This window comes from Streptomyces sp. CA-142005 (assembly GCF_050942335.1).
Classification (GTDB): Bacteria; Actinomycetota; Actinomycetes; order Streptomycetales; family Streptomycetaceae; genus Streptomyces.
Genome location: NZ_CP192078.1, coordinates 2,433,195 through 2,456,652, shown reverse-complemented (window position 1 = coordinate 2,456,652; position 23,458 = coordinate 2,433,195). Strand labels below are relative to the sequence as shown.

The following is a 23,458-nucleotide window of genomic DNA, read 5'->3' as shown; positions in this document are numbered from 1 at the left end:
GCTGCAGCGCCCCTGAAAGGGGCGCGGGGAACCGCGCGAGCGACCACATCGCACCCGCACTCGCCAAAGCACCGAACGGACCGCGTTCTCAGGCGGACCCGAAGGGCATCGCAGGTTACGTTGGTCGGAAGCCGTACCGGAGCCGACCGAACGGAACCCGCGATGCCCTTCTCCCGCCTCGCCACCGCCACCACCCCCACCTGCCACATCGGCCTCGGCCTGGCCGCAGTAGGTCGCCCCGGCTACATCAACCTCGGCCGCGAAGAAGACCTCGGAGAGAACCGCAGCGCGGATTCGCTGCGCACCCGCACCCACGAACTCCTCGACGCCGCCTACGCCCAGGGCGTGCGCTACTTCGACGTGGCCCGCTCCTACGGCCGTTCCGAGGAGTTCCTCGCCGACTGGCTGAACGCCCGCCCCGACATCGACGACGTGGTCGTCGGCAGCAAGTGGGGCTACACCTACACCGCCGGCTGGTCCACCGACGCCGAACGGCACGAGGTAAAGGACCACAGCCTCGCCGCGTACGAGCGCCAGCGCGCCGAGACCGACGCCGTGCTCGGCGACCGGCTCGACCTCTACCAGATCCACTCGGTGACCCCGGACAGCCCGGCCCTCACCGACAAGGACCTCCACGCCCGGCTCGCCGAGGCCGCCGCCCAGGGCCTGACCATCGGGTTCTCCACCAGCGGCCCCGCCCAGGCGGACACGATCCGCGCCGCCCTCCAGCTGACCGCCGACGGCGAGCCCCTCTTCCGTACCGTCCAGTCGACGTACAACGTGCTCGAGACCTCGGCGGCCCCCGCCCTCGCCGAGGCGCACGACGCCGGGCTCACCGTGATCGTCAAGGAGGGCATGGCCAACGGCCGGCTGGCCGCGCCGCACGCCCCGGAGATGCTCCGGGCCGTCGCCGAGGAGACCGGCCTCGGCTGCGACGCGGTGGCCCTGGCCTGGATCCTGTGCCGGCCGTGGGCCGGCGTCGTGCTCTCCGGCGCCGCGACGGTCACCCAGCTCGTCTCCAACCTGCACGCTCCCGCCGTCGACCTCGACGCGGACCAGCTGACCCGCCTCGCCACGCTCGCCGAGGACCCGCACGCCTACTGGGAGCGGCGCGCACAGCTGCCCTGGCACTGACCGGAACCGGCCCCGATCAGCGGCTATGAGCCACGCACGCCCACTGTGAGACACGATTGTCTCATCTGGGCTATCCTTGTCTCATGGCTCTCGACCGTGACCAGGTGCTGCGCAGCGCGGCCGCTCTGCTGACCCGCAAATCCACCGCGACCATGGACGAGGTCGCCAAGGCCGCCGGGATCAGCCGGGCCACGCTGCACCGTCACTTCGCCGGCCGCGATGCCCTCGTACGGGCGCTGGAGGCGCTCGGCATCGAGGAGTGCGAGGCGGCCGTGGACCGGGCCCGGCTGGACGAGGGACCCGCGAGCGAGGCCGTACGCAGGCTGGTGCGCGAGGTCCAGCCCGCGGCCGGACTGCTCGCCTTCCTGTACGGCGAGAGCCAGCTGTGGGAGGGCGAGCGGCAGAACGACGGATGGCTGCGCCTGGACACCCGCATCGGCGCGGTGTTCCAGCGCGGCCAGCAGGCGGGCGAGTTCCGTATCGACCTCACCCCGGTCTGGCTCACCGAGGCGCTGTACGGCCTGATCGCCTCCTGCGCCTGGGCCACCCTGGACGGCCGTGTGGCCGGCAGGGACTTCCCGACGATGGTCGCCGAGCTGCTGCTCGGCGGCGCTCTGCGAAGAGAGGAATCATGACCAGCACCCTGCAGCCGGCCGCGACGACGGAGGCGGTGACGCGCCCGGGCCGCTGGCTCGCGCTCTCCGTCCTCGTCCTGGCCGTGCTGCTGGTGGCCGTCGACGCCACCGTCCTCGGCCTGGCGACCCCCTACATCAGCGAAGACCTGAACCCCTCCGGCACCCAGCTCCTGTGGATCGGCGACGTCTACTCCTTCGTCATCGCCGGTCTGCTGGTCTCCATGGGCAGCCTCGGCGACCGCATCGGCCGCAAGCGGATCCTGCTCGGCGGTGCCACGGCGTTCGGCGCGATCTCGGTCCTCAACGCCTATGCCACCACACCGGAGTTGATGATCCTGGCGCGGGCGCTGCTCGGTGTCGCGGGCGCGACCCTGATGCCCGCCACCCTCGCCCTGATCCGCAACCTCTTCCACGACCCGCGCGAGCGCAGCCTCGCCGTGGGCATCTGGGGCGCGACCGCCTCGGCGGGCACGGCCGTCGGCCCGATCGCCGGCGGATTCCTCCTGGAGCACTTCTGGTGGGGCTCGGTCTTCCTGATCAACCTGCCGGTCATGGCGGTCCTGGTCCTGGTCGGCATCCGCACGCTGCCCGAGTCCCGCAACCCGAACCCGGGCCCCTGGGACCTGATCAGCGTCGTCCTGTCGCTGGTCGGCATGATCGCCGTCGTGTACGCGGTCAAGGAGGCCGCCACGCACGGGTTCACCTGGCCGGTGCTCGGCACGGCACTGCTCGGGGCGACGGCCCTCTACGGCTTCGTCCACCGCCAGCTCACCATGCCGGCCCCGCTGCTGGACATGAGGCTGTTCAGGCACCGTGGCTTCAGCGGGGCGGTCCTCGCCGACCTGCTGACCGTGCTCGGCATGTCCGGGCTGGTGTTCTTCCTGTCCCAGTACCTGCAACTCGTCCAGGGCAGGCGCCCGTTCGAGGCGGGCCTGGCCGAACTGCCCGCCGCGGCCGGCGCGGTGGCGGCCGGACTGATCGCGGGCCGCGCGGCCCGCCGGTTCTCGGTCCGAGCCGTGGTCTCGGGCGGTCTCGCGGCCGTCGGCCTGGCCCTGGCCGCGCTCACGGCACTCGGCCCGTCCACCGGCTACCCCCTGCTCGGCGCCGCGCTCCTGGTCGTGGGCATCGGCGCGGGCTTCTCCTTCACCGTCACCGCCGACGTGATCCTCTCCAGCGTGCCCAAGGACCAGGCGGGCGCCGCCTCGGCGGTCTCCGAGACGGCGTACGAACTGGGCGCGGCCCTCGGCATCGCTCTGCTCGGCTCCATCGTCACGGGCGCCTACCGCGGCTTCACCGGCCCGGCCGGCACCCCGGCCCAGGCCCACGAGTCCCTGGGCGCGGCAGTGCAGGCGGCAACAGAAATGCCCCCGCACACAGCGGAGGCACTTCTGAATGCATCCCGGGACGCCTTCCTCCACGGCCTGCATCTGGCATCAGGCGCGGGAGCGGCGGTCCTGCTGGGAACGGCGCTGGTGGCTTGGTTCTTGCTGAAGGGACAGAAACTGGAAAGTGCCGGATGAGCCGACCAAGTCAGGGGCGCGGGGAACTGCGCGAGAAACCACAACGCACCCGCACCCGAACAACCGGCCGAACTGCCAGCGGCGCTAGGCCGCCTTGGCCTTGGTCGCGTACATGTCCACGTACTCCTGCCCCGACAGCCGCATGACCTCGGCCATCACGGAATCGGTCACCGCCCGCAGCACATACCGGTCCCGGTCCATCCCGTCGTACCGCGAGAACTCCATGGCCTCGCCAAAACGGACGGTGACCTTCCCGGGCCGCGGGATCCCACGACCCCCCGGCTGCAACTTGTCCGTGCCGATCATGGCGAACGGAACCACCGGCGCACCGGTCATCAGCGTCAGCCGCGCGATACCGGTGCGCCCCCGGTACAGCCGGCCGTCGGGCGACCGCGTGCCCTCGGGGTAGATCCCGAAGATCTTGCCCTCCTCCAGGATCCGCCGTCCGGTCATCAGCGCGGCCACACCGCCGCTCGCGCCGTCCCGGTCCACCGGGATCATGCCGACGCCAGTGAAGAACCACGCCATCAGCTGGCCCTTGACGCCCTTGCCGGTGACGTACTCGTCCTTGCCGATGAAGAACACCTGCCGCTTGGTGACGAGCGGCAGCACGATCGAGTCGATGAAGGTGAGGTGATTACCGGCCAGAATGACCGGGCCGTCGCCGGGGATGTGCTCCACGCCCTCCACCTGTGGGCGGAACATCAGGCGCATGATCGGTCCGAGCACTGCCTTGATGAGCGCGAAGCGGGACAACGGGGCCTCCGATGTCGAGGGGTCGATATGAGTCTGTGCAGGTGAGGACATTACTCGCGGCCCCGGGCCCGGCGCACATCGGGTACGGCCGGTTCACCGAGGTCTTACGAAGTGTTGACGCGGGTTTACCTGCGGTGACGTCCCGGGGACGCGCCGTAACATGACTGCGACGGTGTGACGGAGATCGCGCGAAGCTCTCACCCGGTCGGCCGCACGGCCCCGGCCGCCGATGCGACGGCCCGTCACCACCCGCCCCCCACAGGACATACGGCGTCACCCGCGCGTTCCGTCGAGTGCCTCCCTGCGGTCATGTGCACGCCCCTACCATCGGCCCGGACCAAAGAGCCGACGGCAGGAGGGCGCTGATGGGCAGCGACCAGGCGAACCAGAAGACTCAGGGCACCGGGCGACGGGCGATCCTCGGCGCGGCGGTGTTCGGCGTGAGCGGGGCGGCCCTCGGGCTGCCGGGTGCGGCCGAGGCCGCCGAGACCCGGCCGGCCGGGCAGGGCGGCCGGGGCCTGAAGAGCCTGCCGGTGCCGACGATCATCGGCCACCGCGGCGCCAGCGGCTACCGCCCCGAGCACACCTTCGGCTCCTACAACCTGGCCCTGGACCTGGGCGCCGACGTCGTCGAGGCCGGCGACCTGGTGCCCACCAAGGACGGCCATCTGGTCTGCCGGCACGAGCCGGAGATCGGCGGCACCACGGACGTCGCCTCGCACCCGGAGTTCGCCGACCGCAAGACCACCAAGACGCTGGACGGCGTCGCGACGACCGGCTGGTTCACCGAGGACTTCACGCTCGCCGAGCTGAAGACGCTGCGCGCGGTCGAGCGCATCCCGGCCAACCGGCCGCACAACACCCTCTACGACGGGCGCTGGGAGATACCCACGTTCGAAGAGGTCCTGAAGTGGCAGGACGAGCAGACCCGCAAGCGCGGCAGGCAGGTCTGGATCTACCCCGAGACCAAGCACCCCACCTACTTCCGCAAGCTGGGCCTCGGCCTGGAGGAGCGGGTGGCGAAGCTGCTGCACAAGTACGGCAAGGACGGCCGGAACTCGCCGGTCATCCTGCAGTCCTTCGAGCCCAGCAGCATCCAGAAGCTGAACCAGCTGGTCGACAACCCGCTCGTCGTGCTGCTCTCCTCGGCCAACAGCCGCCCCTACGACTTCGTCGAGGCGGGCGACCCGCGTACGGTCGCCGACCTGATCACGCCCAAGGGCCTCCGGGAGATCGCCGGCTACGCCGAGGGCATCGGCCCGACCCTGGACCTGATCATCCCCAGGAACGCGGACGGCACCCTGGGCAAGCCCACGACCCTGGTGCCGGACGCGCACAAGGTGGGCCTGGTCCTGCACCCGTACACCATGCGCAACGAGAACCCCTTCCTCCCGGCCGAGTACCGCAAGGGCAGCGCGGCCGACGGCTACGGCGACTCCTTCGGCGCCTTCAAGACGTACTTCGCGACCGGCATCGACGGCGTCTTCACGGACAACGCCGACACCGGCCTGCTCGCCCGCGCCGACTTCCTGGCCGGCTGAGGCCGTCAACCCGCAGCCCTGTCGCCACTCCGTTCGGGGTGACTGTGCGCCGCCCCGGAAACCTGTTCCCGGGGCGGCGCGTCGTTCCGCATATGACGCACGACCTCGTAGCCGCCCTGGGCCCGCTGCTCACCGCCGAGGCCTCGGCCGAGGCATATGCCGCCGGGAGCGAGCCGGGCGACCTGGAGCAGGCCGTCTGGCTCCGCCTGCTGGAGCGGCTTGAGACCGAGGGGCCGCCGCCGGACCCGCAGGGCTGGCTGCGCAGGGCCGTCCGCGCCGAGGCCCGCCGCAGCCGCCGTACCACCCGCCGGGAACGCCCGTACGGCGCCGAGCCGCCCGACGACACCCGCGCCGACCCCGAGCAGTACGTCCTCACGGCGGCCCGGTACCGCGCGCTGCGCGAGGCGGTGCGCCGGCTGCCGGGCCGCTGCCCCCGGCTCATCGAGGCCCTGTTGTCCCCGAAGGACCTGACATACCGGGAGATCGCAGGGGAGTTGGGTATCTCACAGGGCAGTCTTGGCCCGGAACGCTCCAGATGTCTGGGATGTCTGCGCCGATTGCTCACGCCGGAGGTTGCGGCCCGCGAAGTGCGGGGATAGGAGTGAGGGACGACAGGTGATCAGGTGAGCGGGAGGCGTGCGCACATGGGCATGAGCGTGACCATCTCGGTGGCGACCGAACAGGACGCGGAGCAGATCTTCAGGCTCCAGTACCTGTGCTTCCAGAGCGAGGCGGCGCTGTACGGCAACTACCGCATCGACCCACTCGTCCAAACCCTGGACTCCGTCCGCCAGGAGGTCGTCTCCGACTGCGTGTTCGTCGCCCGGCTCGGCGAGGAGGTCGTCGGCTCGGTGCGCGGCAAGGTCGCCGAGGACGGCGCGGCGGCCATCGGCAAACTCTGCGTCCACCCCCGCCTGCAGGGTCACGGCATCGGCGCGCGGCTGCTGCGCGCGGCCGAGGCGGCGCTGGTGGAGGAGCGCGGCGCCACCCGCTTCCGCCTCTTCACCGGCCACCGCAGCGAGGGCAACCTCCGCCTGTACCGCCGCTCCGGCTACGAGACGGTGGGCAGGTCCAAGGGCGCGGACGGCGTGGAGATGATCGTCCTGGAGAAGCCGGCGGGGGCGTTCGTCCAGACGGCGTGAGCCGAAGCGCCCCGAAAGGGGCGCGGGGCCGTGTCAACGTACGGCTGTGCCGCGTGGGCGCGACGAGCCGCGGAGCACCCGCGGCCGCCGGCGCACCCTCAGGCGTCCCTGTTCTTGCGTGCCTTGCGCAACCAGTACATCGCGGAAACCGGCAACAGCACCGGAATGAAGATGTACCCCGCCCCGTAGTACGACCACACGGTCGCGTCCGGGAACGCCGAGCGGTCGGCCAGCGTCCACGTGCCGACGATCAGCACCCCCGCGAGCTCGGCGGCGCAGCACACCAACGCCGCCCGCCGGGCGGTCTCCCCGCCCCGGATCAGCGTGTACGTGATGAACCCGTACACCACGCCCGCCACCGCCGACAGCGAGTAGGCCAGGGGCGCCCGGTCGAACTCCGTGGAGATCTGGTACGCGGAACGCGACACCGCCCCGACCACCATCACGCCGTAGAACCAGACGAGCAGCATGCCCGGCCCGCTGATCAACCGGGCCGGCTTCTCCTCCAGCGCCGTCATCTCGGCCTCAGCCTCCCCAGATGTCATAGAGCCGCACCTCCAGCACGGCCAGCACCACACCGCCGGCGGCGACCGTCACCGAGCCCCAGCGGGTCCGCTCGGCCAGTGACATGAAGCCCGCCGCCGGAACGCACGCGAACGCGCCCAGCAGATACGCCACGAAGATCGTCGTGCCCTGATCCGGCCTCTCGCCCCGCGCCAGCTGCACGATCCCGACCACCAGCTGGACCACGGCCAGCAGTGACACCACGGCCATGCCGATGAAGTGCCAGTCCTTGGTCGGCTGGTCCCGGTAGGCGGCCCAGCCGCACCAGGCGGCGAGCAGCAGCGCGGCGACCCCGGTCACCAGCGTCAGGGCATTGAGCATGCGGTGACCTTATTACGGCCGAAACGGGCGCCGACCGCCGACCCCGCCCGTAGGTCATGGGGTCTAGACCACATCGTAGGGTCTGTGCATGACGATCCACGCGCACGCCCTCCTGTTCGACAACGACGGCACCCTCGTCTCCTCCCTCGCATCCGTCGAGCGCTGCTGGACGCGCTGGGCCCGGGAGTACGGGATCACCGCCGAGGAGTTCGGGCGCGTGGCCCTGCACGGGCGGCCCGCCGCCGAGATAGTCGCCGACCTGCTGCCCGCCCACCTGGTCGGAGAGGCGGTCGCCCGGGTCGAGCAACTGGAGGTGGACGACGTACCCGACGGCGGCGTACGGCTGCTGCCCGGCACACGGGACTTCCTGGACTCCCTGCCCGCGGAAAGCTGGGCCGTCGTCACCTCCGCCACCCGGCGGCTCGCCGAGGCCCGGCTGGACGCCGTCGGCATCCTGCCCAAGACGCTGATCGCCGCCGACGACATCACCCGCGGCAAGCCCGACCCCGAGCCCTACCTGCTCGCCGCCCGACGGCTCGGCGTCGACCCGGCCCGCTGCGTCGTCTTCGAGGACGCCCCGGCCGGACTCCAGGCGGGCCGCGCCGCCGGAATGACCACCGTGGCGTTGGCCACAACCCACCGGGCGGAGGAACTCGACGCCGACCTCGTGGTCAAGGACCTGTCGGCCTTGTCGGCACTGGTCACCGACGCGGGTGTGGAGATCTCCGTGCGCCACTGAGTGCCCGTCATCAGCTGTCCGCCGCTGTCCACTATCCGGACAGCGGCGACCGGTCAGGGCCATACGTCTGCTTTACTGATCGCATGACCACGACGAGCTGCCGCACCCTTGCGACCGAGGCGACCATGACGCCCGGTGCTCGTTGTATGTGTCGCCTGATGTGTCGAATGTGCGCCTTCTAGAGGGCCCCCGCATCAGCTGAGCCATGGGGGTCCCCCCGCTCGAGCGAAGCCGAGAGTGGGGGAGCCCCGAAGCGAGAGCCGTGGCATGTCCGTGCGCGCAGTCCGCACGAGACGCACCTCCACTTCCCATGCCTGAACCGCATGCACCCGTGCCCGGGCAGACCCACGCCCGCGCACTCGACAGTGACGGAAATCCTGTGATCACCACCTCGGGCCTGACCAAGGTCTACCGCTCCCGCGGCCGTGAGGTCACCGCCCTCGACGGCGTCGATCTCCACGTCCGCGAAGGCGAGGTCTACGGCGTCATCGGCCAGTCCGGCGCCGGCAAGTCCTCCCTCATCCGCTGCGTCAACCTGCTGGAACGCCCCACCTCCGGCACCGTGACCGTCGCCGGGGACGACCTCACCGCCCTCGCCGGCCGCGGCCCGCGCGCCGGCAAGGAACTGCGCCGGGCGCGCAGCCGCATCGGCATGGTCTTCCAGCACTTCAACCTGCTCTCCTCACGGACCGTGCAGGACAACGTCGAGCTGCCGCTGGAGATCCTCGGCAAGTCCGGGAAGGAACGGTCCCGCAAGGCGCTGGAGCTGCTCGACCTCGTCGGCCTCGCCGACAAGGCGCGGGCCTACCCGGCCCAGCTCTCCGGCGGCCAGAAGCAGCGCGTCGGCATCGCCCGCGCCCTCGCCGGCGACCCGAAGGTGCTGCTCTCCGACGAGGCCACCAGCGCCCTCGACCCCGAGACCACCCGCTCCATCCTCCAGCTGCTGCGCGACCTGAACCGGCAGCTGGGCCTGACCGTCCTGCTCATCACCCACGAGATGGACGTCGTGAAGGCGGTCTGCGACTCCGCCGCCCTCATGGAGAAGGGCCGGATCGTCGAGTCCGGCACGGTCAGCGAGCTGCTGGCCACCCCCGGCTCCGAGCTGGCCGCCGCGCTGTTCCCGGTGAGCGGTGAGCGCACGGGCGCCGACCGGACCGTCGTCGACGTCACCTTCCACGGCGAGGCCGCGACCCAGCCGGTCATCTCCCAGCTCTCCCGCACCTACAACATCGACATCTCGATCCTCGGCGCCGCCATCGACACCGTCGGCGGCCTGCAGATCGGCCGCATGCGCATCGAACTGCCCGGCCGTTACGAGGACAACGTGGTGCCGATCGGGTTCCTGCGCGAACAGGGCCTGCAGATCGACGTGGTGGGCCAGGAGGCTCCGCTGGTGAAGGAAGGTGCCAAGTGACCTGGTCCGAGATGCAGCCGCTGCTGTCCCAGGCGTGTACCGAGACGTTCCAGATGGTGCTGTGGTCCACCCTGATCGCCGTCGCCGCCGGTCTGCCGCTCGGCATCCTCCTGGTCCTCACGGACCGCGGCGGCCTGCTCCAGAACGTCGTCGCCAACAAGGTGATCGGCCAGATCGTGAACATCGGCCGGTCCATGCCGTTCATCATCCTGATGGTCGCCCTGATGAGCTTCACGCGCTGGGTCACCGGGACGACCATCGGCACCACCGCCGCGATCGTGCCGCTCGCCATCGGCGGCATCCCGTTCTTCGCCCGGCTGGTCGAGACGGCTGTCCGCGAAGTGGACAACGGTCTCGTCGAGGCCGTGCAGTCCATGGGCGGCAACACCTGGACGATCGTCCGCAAGGTCCTCGTCCCCGAGGCCCTGCCCTCGCTGATCGCCAGCACCACCACCACGGTCATCGCCCTCATCGGCTACTCCGCCATGGCCGGCACGGTCGGCGGCGGCGGCCTCGGCGACCTCGCCGTCCGCTACGGCTACCAGCGCTTCGAGACCGAGCTCATGTGGATCACTGTCGCGATCCTCGCCGTCGTGATCTCGCTGATCCAGTTCGCCGGCGACCTCGCGGCCCGCTCCCTGCACGCCCGCGGCGGCCGCTCCGGCCCGGCACCGAAGCTCCGCCTGCTGAAGGCGACGGAGCCCGCCGCGGCCGACGTCAGCAAGGCCGCCTGAGGCCCTCAAAGACTCCCCGTACACCCATACACGGGGTCGCACCACCCTTAAGGAAAGGCACTTTTCGTGCGTAACACCGCCAAGCTCACCACCGCCGTCCTCGCCGCCGGAGCCCTCACCTTCGGGCTGACCGCCTGCGGCTCCGGCAAGGACTCCGCCTCCTCCGACTACAGCGGCCCGCTGGTCGTCGCCGCGAGCCCGACCCCGCACGCCGAGATCCTGAACTTCGTCAAGGACAAGCTGGCGAAGAAGGCGGGCCTCGACCTGGAGGTCAAGGAGTTCACGGACTACATCACGCCGAACACGGCGACCGAGGACGGCTCGGTGGACGCCAACTACTTCCAGAACCAGCCGTACCTGGACGACTTCAACACCAAGCGCGGCACCCACATCGTGCCCGTCGTCACGGTGCACCTGGAGCCGCTCGGCCTGTACTCCCACAAGGTCAAGAAGGCCGACGCCCTGAAGAGCGGTGCGACCATCGCCGTCCCGAACGACGCCGTCAACGAGGCCCGCGCCCTGAAGCTGCTCGCCGACAACGGGCTCATCACCCTCAAGTCCGGCGTCGGCAACGAGGCGACCCCGCAGGACATCACCAAGAACCCCAAGAACCTCAAGTTCAAGGAGGTCGAGGCGGCCCAGACCCCGCGCTCCCTGGACGACGTGGACGCGGCCGTGGTGAACGGCAACTACGCAATCTCCGCGGGTCTGAAGCCCGCCAAGGACGCCATCGTCCTGGAGTCCGCGAAGAACAACCCCTACGGCAACTTCCTCGCCGTGAAGAAGGGCAACGAGAAGGACCCGCGGGTCAAGAAGCTCGCCAAGCTGCTCGTCTCGCCCGAGGTCAAGAAGTTCATCGAGGACAAGTACCAGGGCTCGGTCATCCCGTCCTTCTGATCCGCCCCGCACGGCTACGGGGTCCACTCCCTCACCCGGGGTGGACCCCGTCGTGCGGTTCAGTGGTTCCATGCTGCATGCTGGGCAGTTCAGCAGGCCCTGAATGTTTTTCAGAAGTTACGGAGCGGCGCATGACTGGCACCTTTCCCAACATCTCCATCAGCACGGAGCGGTTGGTCCTGCGCCCCTTCGAGGAGTCGGACATCGAGGCCTTCGCCGAGATGATGAACGACGAACTGGTCACCACCTGGACCTCGGTCCCCCAGCCCTACACCGAGGCCGACGCCCGGGACTGGATCACCACGCGAGCGCCCGCCGAGCGCGCCGACGGCCGCGGCATCGTGTTCGCCGTCGACGAGTTCCTCACCCAGCGCCTGGTCGGCACCGTCCATCTGAGCAACACCGACTGGCGGGTGCGCTCCGCGGAGATCGCCTACGTCGTCGCGCCCTGGGCCCGCGGCGAGGGCTACGCCTCCGAGGCCGCCCTGGCCACCGCCCAGTGGCTGTTCCACGACCAGGGGTTCGAACGCCTGGAGCTGCGCACCGCCGCCGACAACACCGCCTCCCAGCAGGTCGCCCAGAAGATCGGCTGCATCAGCGAGGGCGTCCTGCGCGGCGCCTGGATAGCGCGCAGCAGAACAGCGGACGGCACCTGGACGGATGTCCGCACCGACGTCATCGTCTGGAGCCTGCTGCCGGAAGACCTGGCCGGGGCCGGCGAGCAGCTGGCCGACACGGGCGGTTTCACGTCGTACTCCGACTGGAACTGAGCCCCGCGGCCTCACCAGGTACGCTCAGGGTGCCCGCTATGGGCCCGCACCCCTGACGACCTGCGAAGACCTGGAGAGAAACGACGATGGCCGACCGGGTCACGGTGATCGGCTGGGACGGCTCGCCGCTGACCGACGCGGCACGCGCCGCCCTCGGCGCCGCCACGCTCGTGGCGGGCGCGGCCCACCACCTGGCACTGCCCGAGGTCCCGCTCAGCGCCGAACGCGTCCGCCTGGGCAGCGTCGCGCTCGCCGCCCGCCGGATCGCCGCCCACCGCGGCAGCGCCGTCGTGTTCGCCGACGGCGACCCCGGCTTCTTCGGCGTCGTACGCACCCTGCGCGCTCCGGAGTTCGGCCTGGAGGTCGAGGTCGTCCCCGCCGTCTCCGCCGTGGCCGCCGCCTTCGCCCGGGCCGGCATGCCCTGGGACGACGCCCAGGTGGTCGTCGCCCACCCGCGCACCCTGCGCCGGGCCGTGAACGTCTGCCGCGCCCACACCAAGGTCGCCGTCCTCACCGCACCCGGCGCCGGACCGGCCGAACTCGGACTGCTCCTGGAAGGCGTCCACCGGACGTTCGTCATCTGCGAGGAACTGGGCACCGAACGCGAGCAGGTCACCGTCGTCACCTCCGACAAGGCCGCCGACCACACCTGGCGCGACCCCAACGTCGTCATCGCCATCGGCGGACCCGTGGCGGCCGGCGGCAGCGGCGGCTGGATCGCCGGGCGCGACCCGGGCGCCGGCCCGCGCGGCTGGGTGCAGCCCGACGCGTCGTACGGCGACGGACCCGGTCGCCGTCTCGGCGAGGGCGAGACGGAACTGCTGCGCGCCGCCCAACTGGCCCGCCTCGGGCCGCGGGTCGGCGACCTGGTCTGGGACATCGGCTGCGGCTCCGGCGCGTTCGCCACCGAGGCGGCACGCGCCGGAGCGGCCGTCATCGCCGTCGACCGGGACCCGGGCGCCTGCGCCCGTACCGACGCGGCCGCGCGCCGGTACGGCGTCCAGCTCCAAGTGGTCCAGGGCATCGCCCCGCACGTCCTGGAGAACCTGCCCGAACCGGACGTCGTACGGGTCGGCGGCGGGGGCGCGGCCGTGGTCTCCGCGGTCGCCGACCGGCGCCCGCAGCGCATCGTCACGCACGCGGCGACCCGCGACGCGGCCGAACTCGTCGGCCGCGACCTGACCGAGCACGGATACCGCGTCGAGTGCGCCCTGCTGCAGTCCGTCGAACTCGACACCCGCGCCTGGACCGAGACCGAGCGGAGCGTCGCATTCCTGCTCACCGGGATTCTTCCGGATCGCGCCCCGTGATCCTGTTGTCGTACCGCGCGCGGTAGGCTGGCCGATCGTTGTGCCACACCGGGCGGCCCGGAACTTCGTTCGTCAATGTCCGGAAAGCGCGCCCGTTTTGGGGTGGGTGTGGTACTGCGGAACCGGAGGACGCGCAACGTGGCGCAGTCCACAGCGCGCTGTCGCGGATCATGCTGTCGCGACGGCGCAACGGCCGGGACAATGCCACTGAATGGCTTTGTCGCCTTTTCCGGAGGGTCGTTCGTGCCGCTGGGCACGGACGCTCGTTCTTCACTACGGGCGGTCGGTGCGCCGTTCCGGGTGAGCTGGTCGTAGGAGCACTAAACCGATGGGCGAGGGGTACGCATGACCGACACCGGCCAGGTCCCGGCCGAGGGGCAGCCGGAGAGCGCAGGCATGGTGGAGCAGCCGGGCGTCGCCGCGCACGGTGCGTACACCTACCTCTCCGAGGCACCCGCCGAGGACGAAGACCTGCTGCTGCCGGGTGCCCAGGGCGCGTGGGGCAACGAAGTGCCGCCACCCGCTCCGGAACCGGTCGTCGAGGCCGTCCACGAGCCGGGCCCGCACGAGACGGCCGGCCGCGACAGCGGCTCCGTCGACCTCAGCGGCGTCCGCCTGCCGAACCCGGCCCCGGCGTCCGTGCCGCCGTCACCCATCCTCTCGGCCCCGCAGGAGAAGCCGGCCGTCCCGCAGCCGGCGCGCCGTCCGCTGCACCTCGGCCCGCCGATCCCCGACACCTCCGCCAGCCCGGTCCGCTCCCTCGCCGACCGCGGCCCGGCCGGAGCGCCGGTACGGCAGCCCGGGCCCCAGCCGGCCGGCCCCGAGTACCTCGACGCCCAGCCACTGCGCGACATGGCGCCGCAGAGCGCGGCCCCCTGGGGTGCGGCGCCCGCCGCCGCGGTGGCCGAGGCCGCCGTACCGGCACCGGCCGCGGTGGCCCAGGTCGGCGTGCAGACGCCGGCTGCCGAAACGGTTGACCCGGCCGCCACCTCCACGGACGCCGCCGCCCAGGCCGACCCGTCCGGCGCCGCCCAGGCCGCCGTCGCCCGCCTCGCGAACCAGGCCGCCGCCCAGGCACCGGGCGCCGGGCAGGTGGTCCACGGCCATGACGGCATGCAGCCGGTGCATGACCACGACGGTGTGTATGCCGCTCCTCCCGGCGCGGTGCCCGAAGGCGTCCAGCCGCTTGTCGCGGGTCACGGGCCCGAGGGCGCTTTCGACCCTGTCGCGGCCGTAGGCCCGGAGGGTGTGCAGGGCGCGACCGGTGCGCAGCCGGTGGATGTCACGGCCGCCGTGGACGGTGACTTCGGCGCCGAGGACGGCACCGCCGGTGCCGGTGCGCCCCTGGCCCAGGCCGGCCTGGGTGCCGAGGATGCCGTGGTGGCGCCCGAGGCCGAGCAGGCCGCCGCCGTGGAGCCCGACGCGGCAGCCGATCCGGCTGCGGCTGCGCCGGGGGCCGACGCCGCCCCCGAGCCGGTGGACCCCGCCGATCCGGGTGCCGCGCACGCGGCCCAGGCCGAGGCGGTTCCGGGCGAGTCCGTGCCCGGTCACGTGTCGGAGGACGCGGGTGCGGCCACCGGCGCCGAGACGTCCGCTCCGGCTCAGTCCTCGGCCCCCGTCCATCCCGGCGAGGCCGCGGAGCAGGGCGAGGACACGCCGGTCGCCGACGCCGGGCAGGCCGCAGCGGCTGATGCGGTGGACTCCGATCCCGCACAACAGGTGCCGGGCGCGGCCCAGTTCGCCGAGGAGGCCGCCCCCGCCGCGGGCGGGGCCGCCGCCCCGGCACAGCCGGACCCGGACAGCCCCGTTGCCGCAGAGCCGCAGCCCGCCGCCGTCCAGGACGCGCCCGGCGCCCCCCAGGAAGAGCCCGCCGCCGAAGCCGTACCGGCGCCCGAGCCGTCGGCCGTGCCGGAGCCCGGCACTGTGGCCGATGCCCCGGAGCCCACACCGGCGGAGGACGCCACTGACGGCAGCGCCGCTCCGCAGCCCTACCCGGCGCAGGGCCCCCAGTTGGCCGAGCCGGTCGCGGCCACGGCCGAGACCGCGCCCGACACGGCGCAGCACCCCGTCGCGCCGCAGCCGACGGCTCAGGCCGAGCCGGCTGCCGAGGACGCGGTCCACCAGGTCGTTCAGGCCGCCGCAGCCGCCGAGACGACCCCCGCGCACGGCCTGGACCTGCCCGCCGGCCCGCAGGCGCAGCCCGCCGAGGCCGTCGCCACGCCGGGCGACGCCGCCGAAGGTTCCCCCGCGCACCCGGAGACCGCCGAGCAGGCCGAGCCGCTGCCGTCCAACGTTCCGCTCGAGGCGCACCCGGAGCAGCCGCTCGGGCAGTTCGTGCCGGTCGAGGGCCAGGTGCCCACGACCCCGCACCTGGCGCCGACCCCGCCGCAGCCCCTGGTCCTGCCCACGGAGGACGCGCAGGAGCCGGCGGCCGCGGTGCCGGTACCGCGCGAGGCCGAACTCGTGTCCGCGGCGGCCCCGGATGTCGTCCAGCACGCGGAGGACCTGCAGACCAGGGCCGCCGACCAGGAGGAAGAGGGCACGGTCGCGGTGGCGGAAGCACGACAGCCCAGCGGCCCCGCCGCGCCCGGCTACGCCGACGCCGAGCGCGAGGCCGTCCTGAAGGTCATGCGCGAGCGCCGGGACATCCGCAACGGCTTCCGCAGCGACCCCATCCCGCACGAGGTGCTGCTGCGCGTCCTGGAGGCCGCCCACACGGCGCCCTCCGTGGGCCACTCGCAGCCCTGGGACTTCGTCGTCATCCGCTCCGCCGAGACCCGGCGGGCCATGCACGAACTGGCGATGCGTCAGCGCGAGGCGTACGCCAAGTCGCTGCCGAAGGGCCGGGCCAAGCAGTTCAAGGAACTGAAGATCGAGGCCATCCTCGACACCCCGGTCAACATCGTCGTCACCGCCGACCCCACCCGCGGCGGCCGGCACACCCTCGGCCGGCACACCCAGCCGCAGATGGCGCCCTACTCCTCGGCGCTCGCGGTGGAGAACCTCTGGCTCGCCGCCCGCGCCGAAGGCCTCGGCGTCGGCTGGGTGAGCTTCTTCGACGAGCGGGAGATGGTCCGCGCGCTCGGTCTTCCCGAGCACCTGGAGGTCGTCGCCTACCTGTGCGTCGGGTACGTCGACGAGTTCCCGGACGAGCCCGAGCTGATGCAGGCCGGCTGGTCCAAGCGACGCCCCCTGTCCTGGGTGGTGCACGAGGAGACGTACGGCCGCCGCGCCCTGCCCGGAGAGGAACCCCACGACCTGCTTGCCGAGACCGTCGCACAGATCCGACCCCTCGACGCCAAGGCCCTCGGCGAGGCCTGGGAGCGCCAGAAGCGCATGACCAAGCCGGCCGGCGCGCTCGGCATGCTGGAGATCATCTCCGCGCAGCTGTCCGGCCTGTCCCGGCAGTGCCCGCCGCCGATCCCGGAGCCCGCCGCCGTCGCGATCTTCGCCGGTGACCACGGCGTGCACGCCCAGGGCGTCACCCCCTGGCCGCAGGAGGTCACCGCCCAGATGGTGGCCAACTTCCTGGGCGGGGGAGCGGTCTGCAACGCCTTCGCCAACCAGGTCGGTGCCGAGGTGTGCGTCGTGGACGTGGGCGTGGCCGCCGACCTGCCCGCCACCCCCGGACTGCTGCCCCGCAAGATCCGCGGCGGTACGTCCGACATGACCACCGGCCCCGCGATGACCCGCGAGGAGGCCAGGGCGGCCATCGAGGTCGGCATCGAGACCGCCCGCGACCTGGTGGCGGCCGGCAACAAGGCGCTGCTCACCGGAGAGATGGGCATCGCCAACACCACCGCGTCCGCCGCGCTGATCTCCGTCTTCACCGGCGCCGACCCGGCCGAGGTCACCGGCCGCGGCACCGGCATCAACGACGAGACCCTCGCCCGCAAGACCGAGGTGGTCCGCCGCGCCCTGGACGTCCACCAGCCGGATCCGGCCGACCCCATCGGCGTCCTCGCGGCCATCGGCGGCTTCGAGCACGCCGCGATGGTCGGCCTGCTCCTCGGCGGCGCCTCGCTGCGTACGCCGGTGATCCTGGACGGCGTCAGCGCCGGCGCCGCGGCCCTGGTGGCCCGCGCCATCGCCCCCGAGGTCCTCGCGGCCTGCATCGCCGGTCACCGCAGCGCCGAGCCCGGCCATGTGGCCGCCCTCAACAAGCTGGGCCTGCGCCCGCTGGTCGACCTGGACCTGCGGCTGGGCGAGGGCACGGGCGCCCTGCTGGCCCTTCCGCTGGTCCAGAGCACGGCGCGGGCGATGCACGAGGTGGCCACGTTCGACTCGGCCGGGGTCACCGAGAAGTAGGCGTCACCGGGGTCACAGGAGGTGTGGTCCGGCGTTCCAGCAGCCGGACCACCCCGTGCCCTCACCCCTGTCCACAGCTAAAATCCGCACGTCAGGGCCGCTCCGACGCCGCAGCGGGCCCACCGCACCGCCCTGCACGAGGAGCCGTCCCTCATGGCCGAACACCCCGCCTACCCCGTAGGCCTCCGCCTCTCCGGCCGCCGCGTGGTCGTCCTCGGCGCCGGCACGGTGGTCCAGCGCCGCCTCCCGGCGCTCATCGCGGCCGGCGCGGACATCGTCGTCGTGTCCCCCGAGGCGACCCCCTCCGTCGAGGCCATGGCGGACGCGGGCGAGATCACCTGGATCCGGCGCCCGTACCAGGACGGCGACCTCGCCGAGGCCTGGTACGCCCTCATCGCCACCAGCGACCCCGAGACCAACACCGCCGCCTCCGCCGAAGCGGAGCGCCACCGCGTCTGGTGCGTTCGCTCCGACGACGCCGACCAGGCGACCGCCTGGACCCCGGCCACCGGTCACAGCGAGGGCGTCACGGTCGCCGTGCTGACCACGGACGCGCGCGGCCGAGACCCCCGCCACACCGCCGCCATCCGGGACGCGGTGGTGGAGGGCCTGCGCGACGGCACCCTGGTGGCGCCCCACCATCGCACCCGCACCCCCGGCGTCGCCCTGGTCGGCGGCGGCCCCGGCGACCCCGACCTGATCACGGTGCGCGGCCGCCGGCTGCTCGCCGAGGCGGACGTCGTCATCGCCGACCGGCTCGGCCCGCGCGACCTGCTCGACGAACTCCCGCCGCACGTCGAGGTGATCGACGCGGCGAAGATCCCGTACGGCCGTTTCATGGCCCAGGAGGCCATCAACAACGCGCTCATCGAGCACGCCAAGCAGGGCAAGTCGGTCGTACGGCTCAAGGGCGGCGACCCGTTCGTGTTCGGCCGGGGCATGGAGGAGGTCCAGGCGCTCGCCGAGGCCGGCATCCCCTGCACCGTGGTCCCCGGCATCTCCAGCTCGATCTCCGTGCCGGGCGCGGCCGGCATCCCGGTCACCCACCGGGGCGTGGCGCACGAGTTCACGGTCGTCAGCGGCCATGTCGCCCCGGACGACGAGCGCTCGCTGGTCGACTGGCCGTCGCTGGCCAGGCTCACCGGCACGCTCGTGATCCTGATGGGCGTGGACAAGATCGGGAAGATCGCCGAGACGCTCGTCGCGCACGGCAAGTCCCCGCAGACACCCGTCGCGCTGGTGCAGGAGGGCACGACGGCCGCGCAGCGCCGCGTCGACGCCACCCTCGCCACGGTCGCGGAGACGGTACGGACCGAGGAAGTGAAGCCCCCGGCGGTCATCGTCATCGGCGAGGTCGTGCAGGTCGGCCCGCAGCCGGCCGCCCGACCTCTGGCTTGATCATGCGTAACCCGGGGTAACCCACCCCTTCCCAGCCGTTGGCAGCACACCCAGGACAAGGCAGTATCACCCTGTGGCCGATCTCATCACCGTCGAGGATCCCGACGACCCGCGCCTGCGCGACTACACAGGCCTGACCGACGTCGAGCTGCGCCGCAAGCGCGAGCCCGCAGAGGGCCTGTTCATCGCCGAGGGCGAGAAGGTCATCCGCAGGGCCAAGGAAGCCGGCTACGAGATGCGCTCCATGCTGCTCTCGGCCAAGTGGATCGACGTCATGCGCGACGTCATCGACGAACTTCCCGCCCCGGTCTACGCCGTCAGCCCCGAGCTCGCCGAGCAGGTCACCGGCTACCACGTGCACCGCGGCGCGCTCGCCTCCATGCAGCGCAGGCCGCTGCCCACGGCCGGCGAACTGCTGCGCTCCGCACGCCGGGTCGTGGTGATGGAGTCGGTCAACGACCACACCAACATCGGCGCGATCTTCCGCTCGGCCGCCGCCCTCGGCATGGACGCGGTGCTGCTGTCGCCCGACTGCGCCGACCCGCTGTACCGCCGCAGCGTCAAGGTCTCCATGGGCGCGGTGTTCTCGGTGCCGTACGCCCGTCTGGAGACCTGGCCGAAGGGCCTGGAGTCGGTCCGCGAGGCCGGCTTCGCCCTGCTCGCACTCACCCCGGACGACAAGGCCCGCGCCCTGGACGAGGCCGCCCCGCACCGGATGGAGCGGGTGGCCCTGATGCTCGGCGCCGAGGGGGACGGGCTGTCCACCCAGGCCCTGGTCGCCGCCGACGAATGGGTCCGCATCCCGATGTCCCACGGTGTGGACTCGCTCAACGTGGGCGCCGCCGCGGCGGTCGCCTTCTACGCGGTGACCACCGGGCGCCCGGAGGCCTGACCTTCCCCGGCCGGCTCCCGGACCGCCGGTTGCCTCGGGAAGTCCTGGCGCGGCGTGGCCCCGTACCGGTCGGACGTCGGACCGCCGAGGCCGCGGGCCGGGCCCTGGCAGCCCTGCGCCACCGCGATGCCGAGCGCCACCAGCAGGGTCACCACGACGAACACGAACAGCCGCTGGCGCAGCAGCCGGGGATTGGCCGGCCGCAGTCCGGTGCCCGTCGTACGCTGCGCCGGCCGCCCGGAACCGCCCCGGGCGGCGGGACGGCTGCCGCTGCCGGAGCGCGGTGTGCCGCCGCGCGGCGTCGGGGTCGGGCGCGCCGAGCCCGGCCGCGCGGGGGCCCCCGTACCGTTGCCGCGCGGGCCGCTGCCGGTCCGCGAGGGCGCTCCGCCGCGCGAGGGCGCACCGCCCCGGGCGGGGGTGCCGGCGCGCGGCACCGGGGTGCCGGGGGCGGTGCGCCGCTGGGTGCGCTGCTGCTCGGGGTAGGTGTCGGCGAGGCGCCCGGTGGGCCGGTCCGCATCCGCGGCCCGCGGCGCCGGCGGCCGTACGTCGGTCAGGCCCTGCGCCTCGCGGGCGGCGATCTCCTTCAGCCGCAGCGACAGCTGCAGCGTGCTGGGCCGGTCCTCGGGATCCTTCGCCAGGCATGCCCGGACCAGCGGGGCCAGCGCGTCGGGCACGCCGTGCAGCTGCGGCTCCTCGTGCACCACCCGGTACAGCATCACCTCGGAACTGCCGTGCCCGAAGGGCGAGTCACCGGTGGAGGCGTAGGCGAGGGTCGCGCCCAGGGAGAAGACGTCCGTCGCCGGGGTGACGGCCGCGCCGCGAACCTGCTCCGGCGCGAGGAACCCGGGGGAGCCGACCGCCGTGCCGACGTGGGTGAGCGTGGAGGCGCCGGTGGCCCAGGCGATGCCGAAGTCGATGATCCGCGGCCCCTTCGGGGACAGCAGGATGTTGGACGGCTTGAGGTCCCGGTGGACGACACCGGCCTCGTGCACCGCGACCAGGCCCTCGGAGAGCGCCGCGCCGACCGCCGCGGTGTCGGCCGCGCTCAGCGGACCCTCGTCGGCGACCTTGTCGTGCAGGGAGGGCCCGGGTACGTACTGCGTGGCGAACCAGGGCCGCTCGGCCTCCAGGTCGGCGGCGACCAGCCGGGCCGTGCAGCCGCCCCTGATCCGCCGGGCCGCCGAGACCTCACGGGCGAACCGCGACCGGAACTCCTGGTCCTCCGCCAGATCGGGCCGGATCACCTTCAGGGCGACCCGCTGCCCCTTCTTGTCGGAGCCGAGGTAGACCACGCCCATCCCGCCCGCGCCGAGCCGTCGGTGAAGCCTGAACGAGCCGACGACGCGCGGGTCCTCGCGCCTCAGGCGCATCATCGCCATGTTCATCCCCGCTGCCCGGTCCCTGTGACGTGGCACAGCTTACGTTTCCACGGCCGCCTGCGCGCAGAGGCCGCGCCCTCCGGGCCGGACGGATTGTGCGCACCGCCGGTACGACGTGAAACGCGGTCAGGAAGCAAGCGGGCACGGGGTTCTTGAGCCGACGGCACTCTCAACCGGCCCAGCAGAAGCGGGCGTTGAGGTCGCGAGACGGCAGGTGGTGCCGGTTCGGGAGGCCGTCCGGCACGCACCGCGCACCGCCCGCGGACCCGGGTGCGGGACGGGCCGGGCACCGGACGCGGCGCAGGTCCCACACTCGTCCGGAGTGATCGAAGTCACTCATTGTGGACGTCGGACCCTTCGGAAATGGCCGGACACAGCGGGCGGCCCCTTCCGGGATGACCCCGAGACCCTGACCCGCGTCTCCACCCAGGGGAGTACGTCCCGAGTTGTGGCTCATCCTCGGGGAGGCCCGGCAATCGATACGAGGGCATGACGCCGGTTGGCGGCCCCGCGCCTAGATTTGAGGTCAAGCGGCGGGTGCAGCACTCGTCCCCCGAGGTCAGACACCCGCCGCTGCCGACGACAACCGACACGGTCAGGAGAGGGACCATGGCCCACACGGCACCGCGACGCCCGGCGTTCGCACCGCGCCGGACGGGCCGCCGCCACCCCTTGGTGGCGACGCTCATGGCCCTTCCCCTGGCGGCCCTGCTCCTGCTCGTCTGCGACGGCTGGGAGACGGTGGCCACACAGGCGTCGTCCGTGGGTGCGATGCTGGGGCGCTGAGCGGCGACCCCAGGCCCGGAAGAGCGGTCCGGGCGGGGACATCCATCCAGGAAACCCCGTGGGGACGGGGGTGCGGCGGACGGCACAAATGCCGGCGCAGCTGGGGAGCTGCGCCGGCATGCGCCGTTTTCGGGGCGCGGGACGTTTCTCGGGCCCGGCAGCGGGGTCACGCCGTGGGGCGCGCTCCCGGCGGCAGTACGCTCAGGTCCGCAGCCCACCTTCCCGAGGCACCGTTGAACGCAGACAGCCCCGCCCTCATACCCGCGCTCACCGCAAAGGCCAGAGCCGCCGCGCACCCGGACGACGACGGAGCCCCCTGCGTCTGCGCGGCCGGCCCGGCGCTCCTCGCCGACCGCCCCGACGCCACCGTCGTACGGCACGCCGACACCGTCGCGAAGGCCCACGCCCCCGGTACGGACCGCGCGGAGCTGACCCGGCGCCTCTCCGTGGCCGCCCGCCTCCCGGACGTCCTCCTGGCGCCGCTGGCCCCGGCCCCCAGCCCCGTGCGGGACCGCCTGGTGACCTTCTGGCCGTACGGCGCCCCCGTGGACCCGGACGACCCGGACGCGGCGCCCTGGGAGGCCACCGCCGCCCTCCTCGCCCGTCTGCACCGCACGCCCCCGCCCGCCGGCCTGCCCCCGATGCGCGGCCCCGTCAAGGCCGCCCGTGCCGTCGCCCGGCTGCGCTCGGCCCTGCGCGCCGAGCCCCATACGGCGGCCGGTCCCGTCCTCGCCGCCTGGGCCGGCCTTCCCGCCTGGGCCCGTGCCGAGGCGCCGATGCCCGGCCCGCCCGCCCTCTGCCACGGCGACCTGCATCTCGGCCAGCTCGTCCGCCACCCGGCACCGCGCGGCCCGTGGCGCCTGATCGACGTCGACGACCTGGGCACCGGTGCGCCGGCCTGGGATCTGGCCCGTCCGGCCGCCTGGTACGCCTGCGGGCTCCTCCCGCCGGACGAGTGGACCCGTTTCCTCGGCACGTACCAGCGGGCCGGCGGCCCGGCCGTACCCGCGGCCGGCGATCCCTGGCCCGCCCTGGACGTCCCGGCCCGCGCGCTGACCGTGCAGACGGCCGCCCTCGCCGTCACCAAGGCCCTCACGGCCGGCCGTCCGCTGGACGAGGTGGAACAGGCGGTCGTCGAGGCATGTGCCCGAATGGTCCCAATTCCGCACCAGTTGGCGCCGGAAATCACGGACTAGGCTGCAACCGGCCAGGACTGGA

21 protein-coding genes are annotated in these 23,458 nt (G+C 72.9%); 17 read left to right on the top strand and 4 right to left on the bottom strand.

Translation table 11 applies throughout. The annotated features are described in order from the left end of the window. The first annotated feature begins 162 nt into the window (after positions 1–162). The 3 genes from ACQPXS_RS11745 (at position 163) to ACQPXS_RS11735 (ending at position 3,289) form a co-directional block, all read left to right on the top strand. Positions 163–1,134, top strand: coding sequence for an aldo/keto reductase (locus tag ACQPXS_RS11745; RefSeq protein ID WP_433449165.1), 972 nt, complete (start codon positions 163–165; stop codon positions 1,132–1,134). Positions 1,135–1,217: 83 nt separating this feature from the next. After that, the gene (locus ACQPXS_RS11740; protein ID WP_433449164.1) at positions 1,218–1,769 is read left to right on the top strand and encodes a TetR/AcrR family transcriptional regulator; all 552 of its coding nucleotides are present in this window, start codon (positions 1,218–1,220) and stop codon (positions 1,767–1,769) included. Further along, positions 1,766–3,289 carry an MFS transporter gene (locus tag ACQPXS_RS11735; RefSeq protein WP_433449163.1) on the top strand — a complete coding sequence of 508 codons (1,524 nt, stop codon included), beginning with the start codon at positions 1,766–1,768 and terminating at the stop codon, positions 3,287–3,289. Before ACQPXS_RS11740 ends, ACQPXS_RS11735 begins: the two co-directional genes overlap by 4 nt. A gap of 84 nt (positions 3,290–3,373) precedes the next feature. Here the strand turns inward: ACQPXS_RS11735 and ACQPXS_RS11730 are convergent, their stop codons facing one another. After that, on the bottom strand, positions 3,374–4,045 hold the full coding sequence (locus tag ACQPXS_RS11730; RefSeq protein ID WP_433449162.1) for a lysophospholipid acyltransferase family protein: 672 nt from the start codon (positions 4,043–4,045) through the stop codon (positions 3,374–3,376). 365 nt (positions 4,046–4,410) lie between these two features. On the opposite strand from ACQPXS_RS11730, the gene ACQPXS_RS11725 reads away from it, so the two are divergent. The 3 genes from ACQPXS_RS11725 to ACQPXS_RS11715 all read left to right on the top strand — a co-directional run bounded on the left by ACQPXS_RS11725 (position 4,411) and on the right by ACQPXS_RS11715 (position 6,728). Beyond that, a complete protein-coding gene (locus tag ACQPXS_RS11725) occupies positions 4,411–5,586 on the top strand; it encodes a glycerophosphodiester phosphodiesterase family protein (RefSeq protein WP_433449161.1) in 1,176 nt (391 codons plus the stop codon). 92 nt (positions 5,587–5,678) lie between these two features. Then, positions 5,679–6,185, top strand: a complete 507-nt coding sequence (locus tag ACQPXS_RS11720) for an RNA polymerase sigma factor (protein WP_365332213.1) — start codon at positions 5,679–5,681, stop codon at positions 6,183–6,185. Between the two features lie 45 nt (positions 6,186–6,230). Next, entirely contained in the window at positions 6,231–6,728 is a 498-nt protein-coding gene (locus ACQPXS_RS11715; RefSeq protein ID WP_351804494.1) for a GNAT family N-acetyltransferase, read from the top strand. Positions 6,729–6,826: 98 nt separating this feature from the next. Here the strand turns inward: ACQPXS_RS11715 and ACQPXS_RS11710 are convergent, their stop codons facing one another. Together ACQPXS_RS11710 and ACQPXS_RS11705 are read right to left on the bottom strand one after the other, a co-directional pair. Next, positions 6,827–7,246 carry a hypothetical protein gene (locus tag ACQPXS_RS11710; RefSeq protein ID WP_365332312.1) on the bottom strand — a complete coding sequence of 140 codons (420 nt, stop codon included), beginning with the start codon at positions 7,244–7,246 and terminating at the stop codon, positions 6,827–6,829. Positions 7,247–7,253: 7 nt separating this feature from the next. Continuing rightward, positions 7,254–7,613: a hypothetical protein gene (locus ACQPXS_RS11705; RefSeq protein ID WP_433449160.1), complete on the bottom strand. Its 360-nt coding sequence runs from the start codon at positions 7,611–7,613 to the stop codon at positions 7,254–7,256. Between the two features lie 88 nt (positions 7,614–7,701). Between ACQPXS_RS11705 and ACQPXS_RS11700 the strand changes: the two genes are divergently transcribed. From ACQPXS_RS11700 to ACQPXS_RS11660, 9 genes are all read left to right on the top strand, one after another. Further along, positions 7,702–8,352 (top strand): HAD family hydrolase, encoded by a 651-nt coding sequence (locus tag ACQPXS_RS11700; RefSeq protein ID WP_433449159.1) that lies wholly within the window; start codon positions 7,702–7,704, stop codon positions 8,350–8,352. Positions 8,353–8,731: 379 nt separating this feature from the next. Beyond that, positions 8,732–9,766, top strand: a complete 1,035-nt coding sequence (locus ACQPXS_RS11695) for a methionine ABC transporter ATP-binding protein (protein ID WP_351804395.1) — start codon at positions 8,732–8,734, stop codon at positions 9,764–9,766. Then, positions 9,763–10,500 (top strand): methionine ABC transporter permease, encoded by a 738-nt coding sequence (locus ACQPXS_RS11690; protein ID WP_365332219.1) that lies wholly within the window; start codon positions 9,763–9,765, stop codon positions 10,498–10,500. The genes ACQPXS_RS11695 and ACQPXS_RS11690 overlap by 4 nt, the downstream gene beginning before the upstream one ends. A gap of 66 nt (positions 10,501–10,566) precedes the next feature. Continuing rightward, the gene (locus tag ACQPXS_RS11685; RefSeq protein WP_365332221.1) at positions 10,567–11,397 is read left to right on the top strand and encodes a MetQ/NlpA family ABC transporter substrate-binding protein; all 831 of its coding nucleotides are present in this window, start codon (positions 10,567–10,569) and stop codon (positions 11,395–11,397) included. 131 nt (positions 11,398–11,528) lie between these two features. Then, positions 11,529–12,167, top strand: coding sequence for a GNAT family N-acetyltransferase (locus ACQPXS_RS11680; RefSeq protein WP_351804401.1), 639 nt, complete (start codon positions 11,529–11,531; stop codon positions 12,165–12,167). A gap of 86 nt (positions 12,168–12,253) precedes the next feature. Continuing rightward, positions 12,254–13,477, top strand: a complete 1,224-nt coding sequence (cbiE, locus tag ACQPXS_RS11675; RefSeq protein ID WP_433449158.1) for a precorrin-6y C5,15-methyltransferase (decarboxylating) subunit CbiE — start codon at positions 12,254–12,256, stop codon at positions 13,475–13,477. A gap of 345 nt (positions 13,478–13,822) precedes the next feature. Further along, a complete protein-coding gene (cobT, locus tag ACQPXS_RS11670) occupies positions 13,823–17,785 on the top strand; it encodes a nicotinate-nucleotide--dimethylbenzimidazole phosphoribosyltransferase (RefSeq protein WP_433449157.1) in 3,963 nt (1,320 codons plus the stop codon). A 153-nt stretch (positions 17,786–17,938) separates the two neighbouring features. Next, positions 17,939–19,183 (top strand): uroporphyrinogen-III C-methyltransferase, encoded by a 1,245-nt coding sequence (gene cobA, locus ACQPXS_RS11665; RefSeq protein WP_433449156.1) that lies wholly within the window; start codon positions 17,939–17,941, stop codon positions 19,181–19,183. A gap of 73 nt (positions 19,184–19,256) precedes the next feature. Next, positions 19,257–20,075, top strand: coding sequence for a TrmH family RNA methyltransferase (locus tag ACQPXS_RS11660; RefSeq protein ID WP_433449155.1), 819 nt, complete (start codon positions 19,257–19,259; stop codon positions 20,073–20,075). On the opposite strand, the gene ACQPXS_RS11655 is transcribed toward ACQPXS_RS11660, so the two are convergent. Continuing rightward, positions 20,042–21,460: a protein kinase domain-containing protein gene (locus tag ACQPXS_RS11655; RefSeq protein WP_433449154.1), complete on the bottom strand. Its 1,419-nt coding sequence runs from the start codon at positions 21,458–21,460 to the stop codon at positions 20,042–20,044. The genes ACQPXS_RS11660 and ACQPXS_RS11655 overlap by 34 nt on opposite strands. 603 nt (positions 21,461–22,063) lie before the next feature. On the opposite strand from ACQPXS_RS11655, the gene ACQPXS_RS11650 reads away from it, so the two are divergent. Both ACQPXS_RS11650 and ACQPXS_RS11645 read left to right on the top strand, forming a co-directional pair. Further along, the gene (locus ACQPXS_RS11650; protein ID WP_228618820.1) at positions 22,064–22,240 is read left to right on the top strand and encodes a hypothetical protein; all 177 of its coding nucleotides are present in this window, start codon (positions 22,064–22,066) and stop codon (positions 22,238–22,240) included. A 233-nt stretch (positions 22,241–22,473) separates the two neighbouring features. Continuing rightward, positions 22,474–23,436 carry a phosphotransferase family protein gene (locus ACQPXS_RS11645; protein WP_433449153.1) on the top strand — a complete coding sequence of 321 codons (963 nt, stop codon included), beginning with the start codon at positions 22,474–22,476 and terminating at the stop codon, positions 23,434–23,436. Positions 23,437–23,458 lie beyond the last annotated feature (22 nt).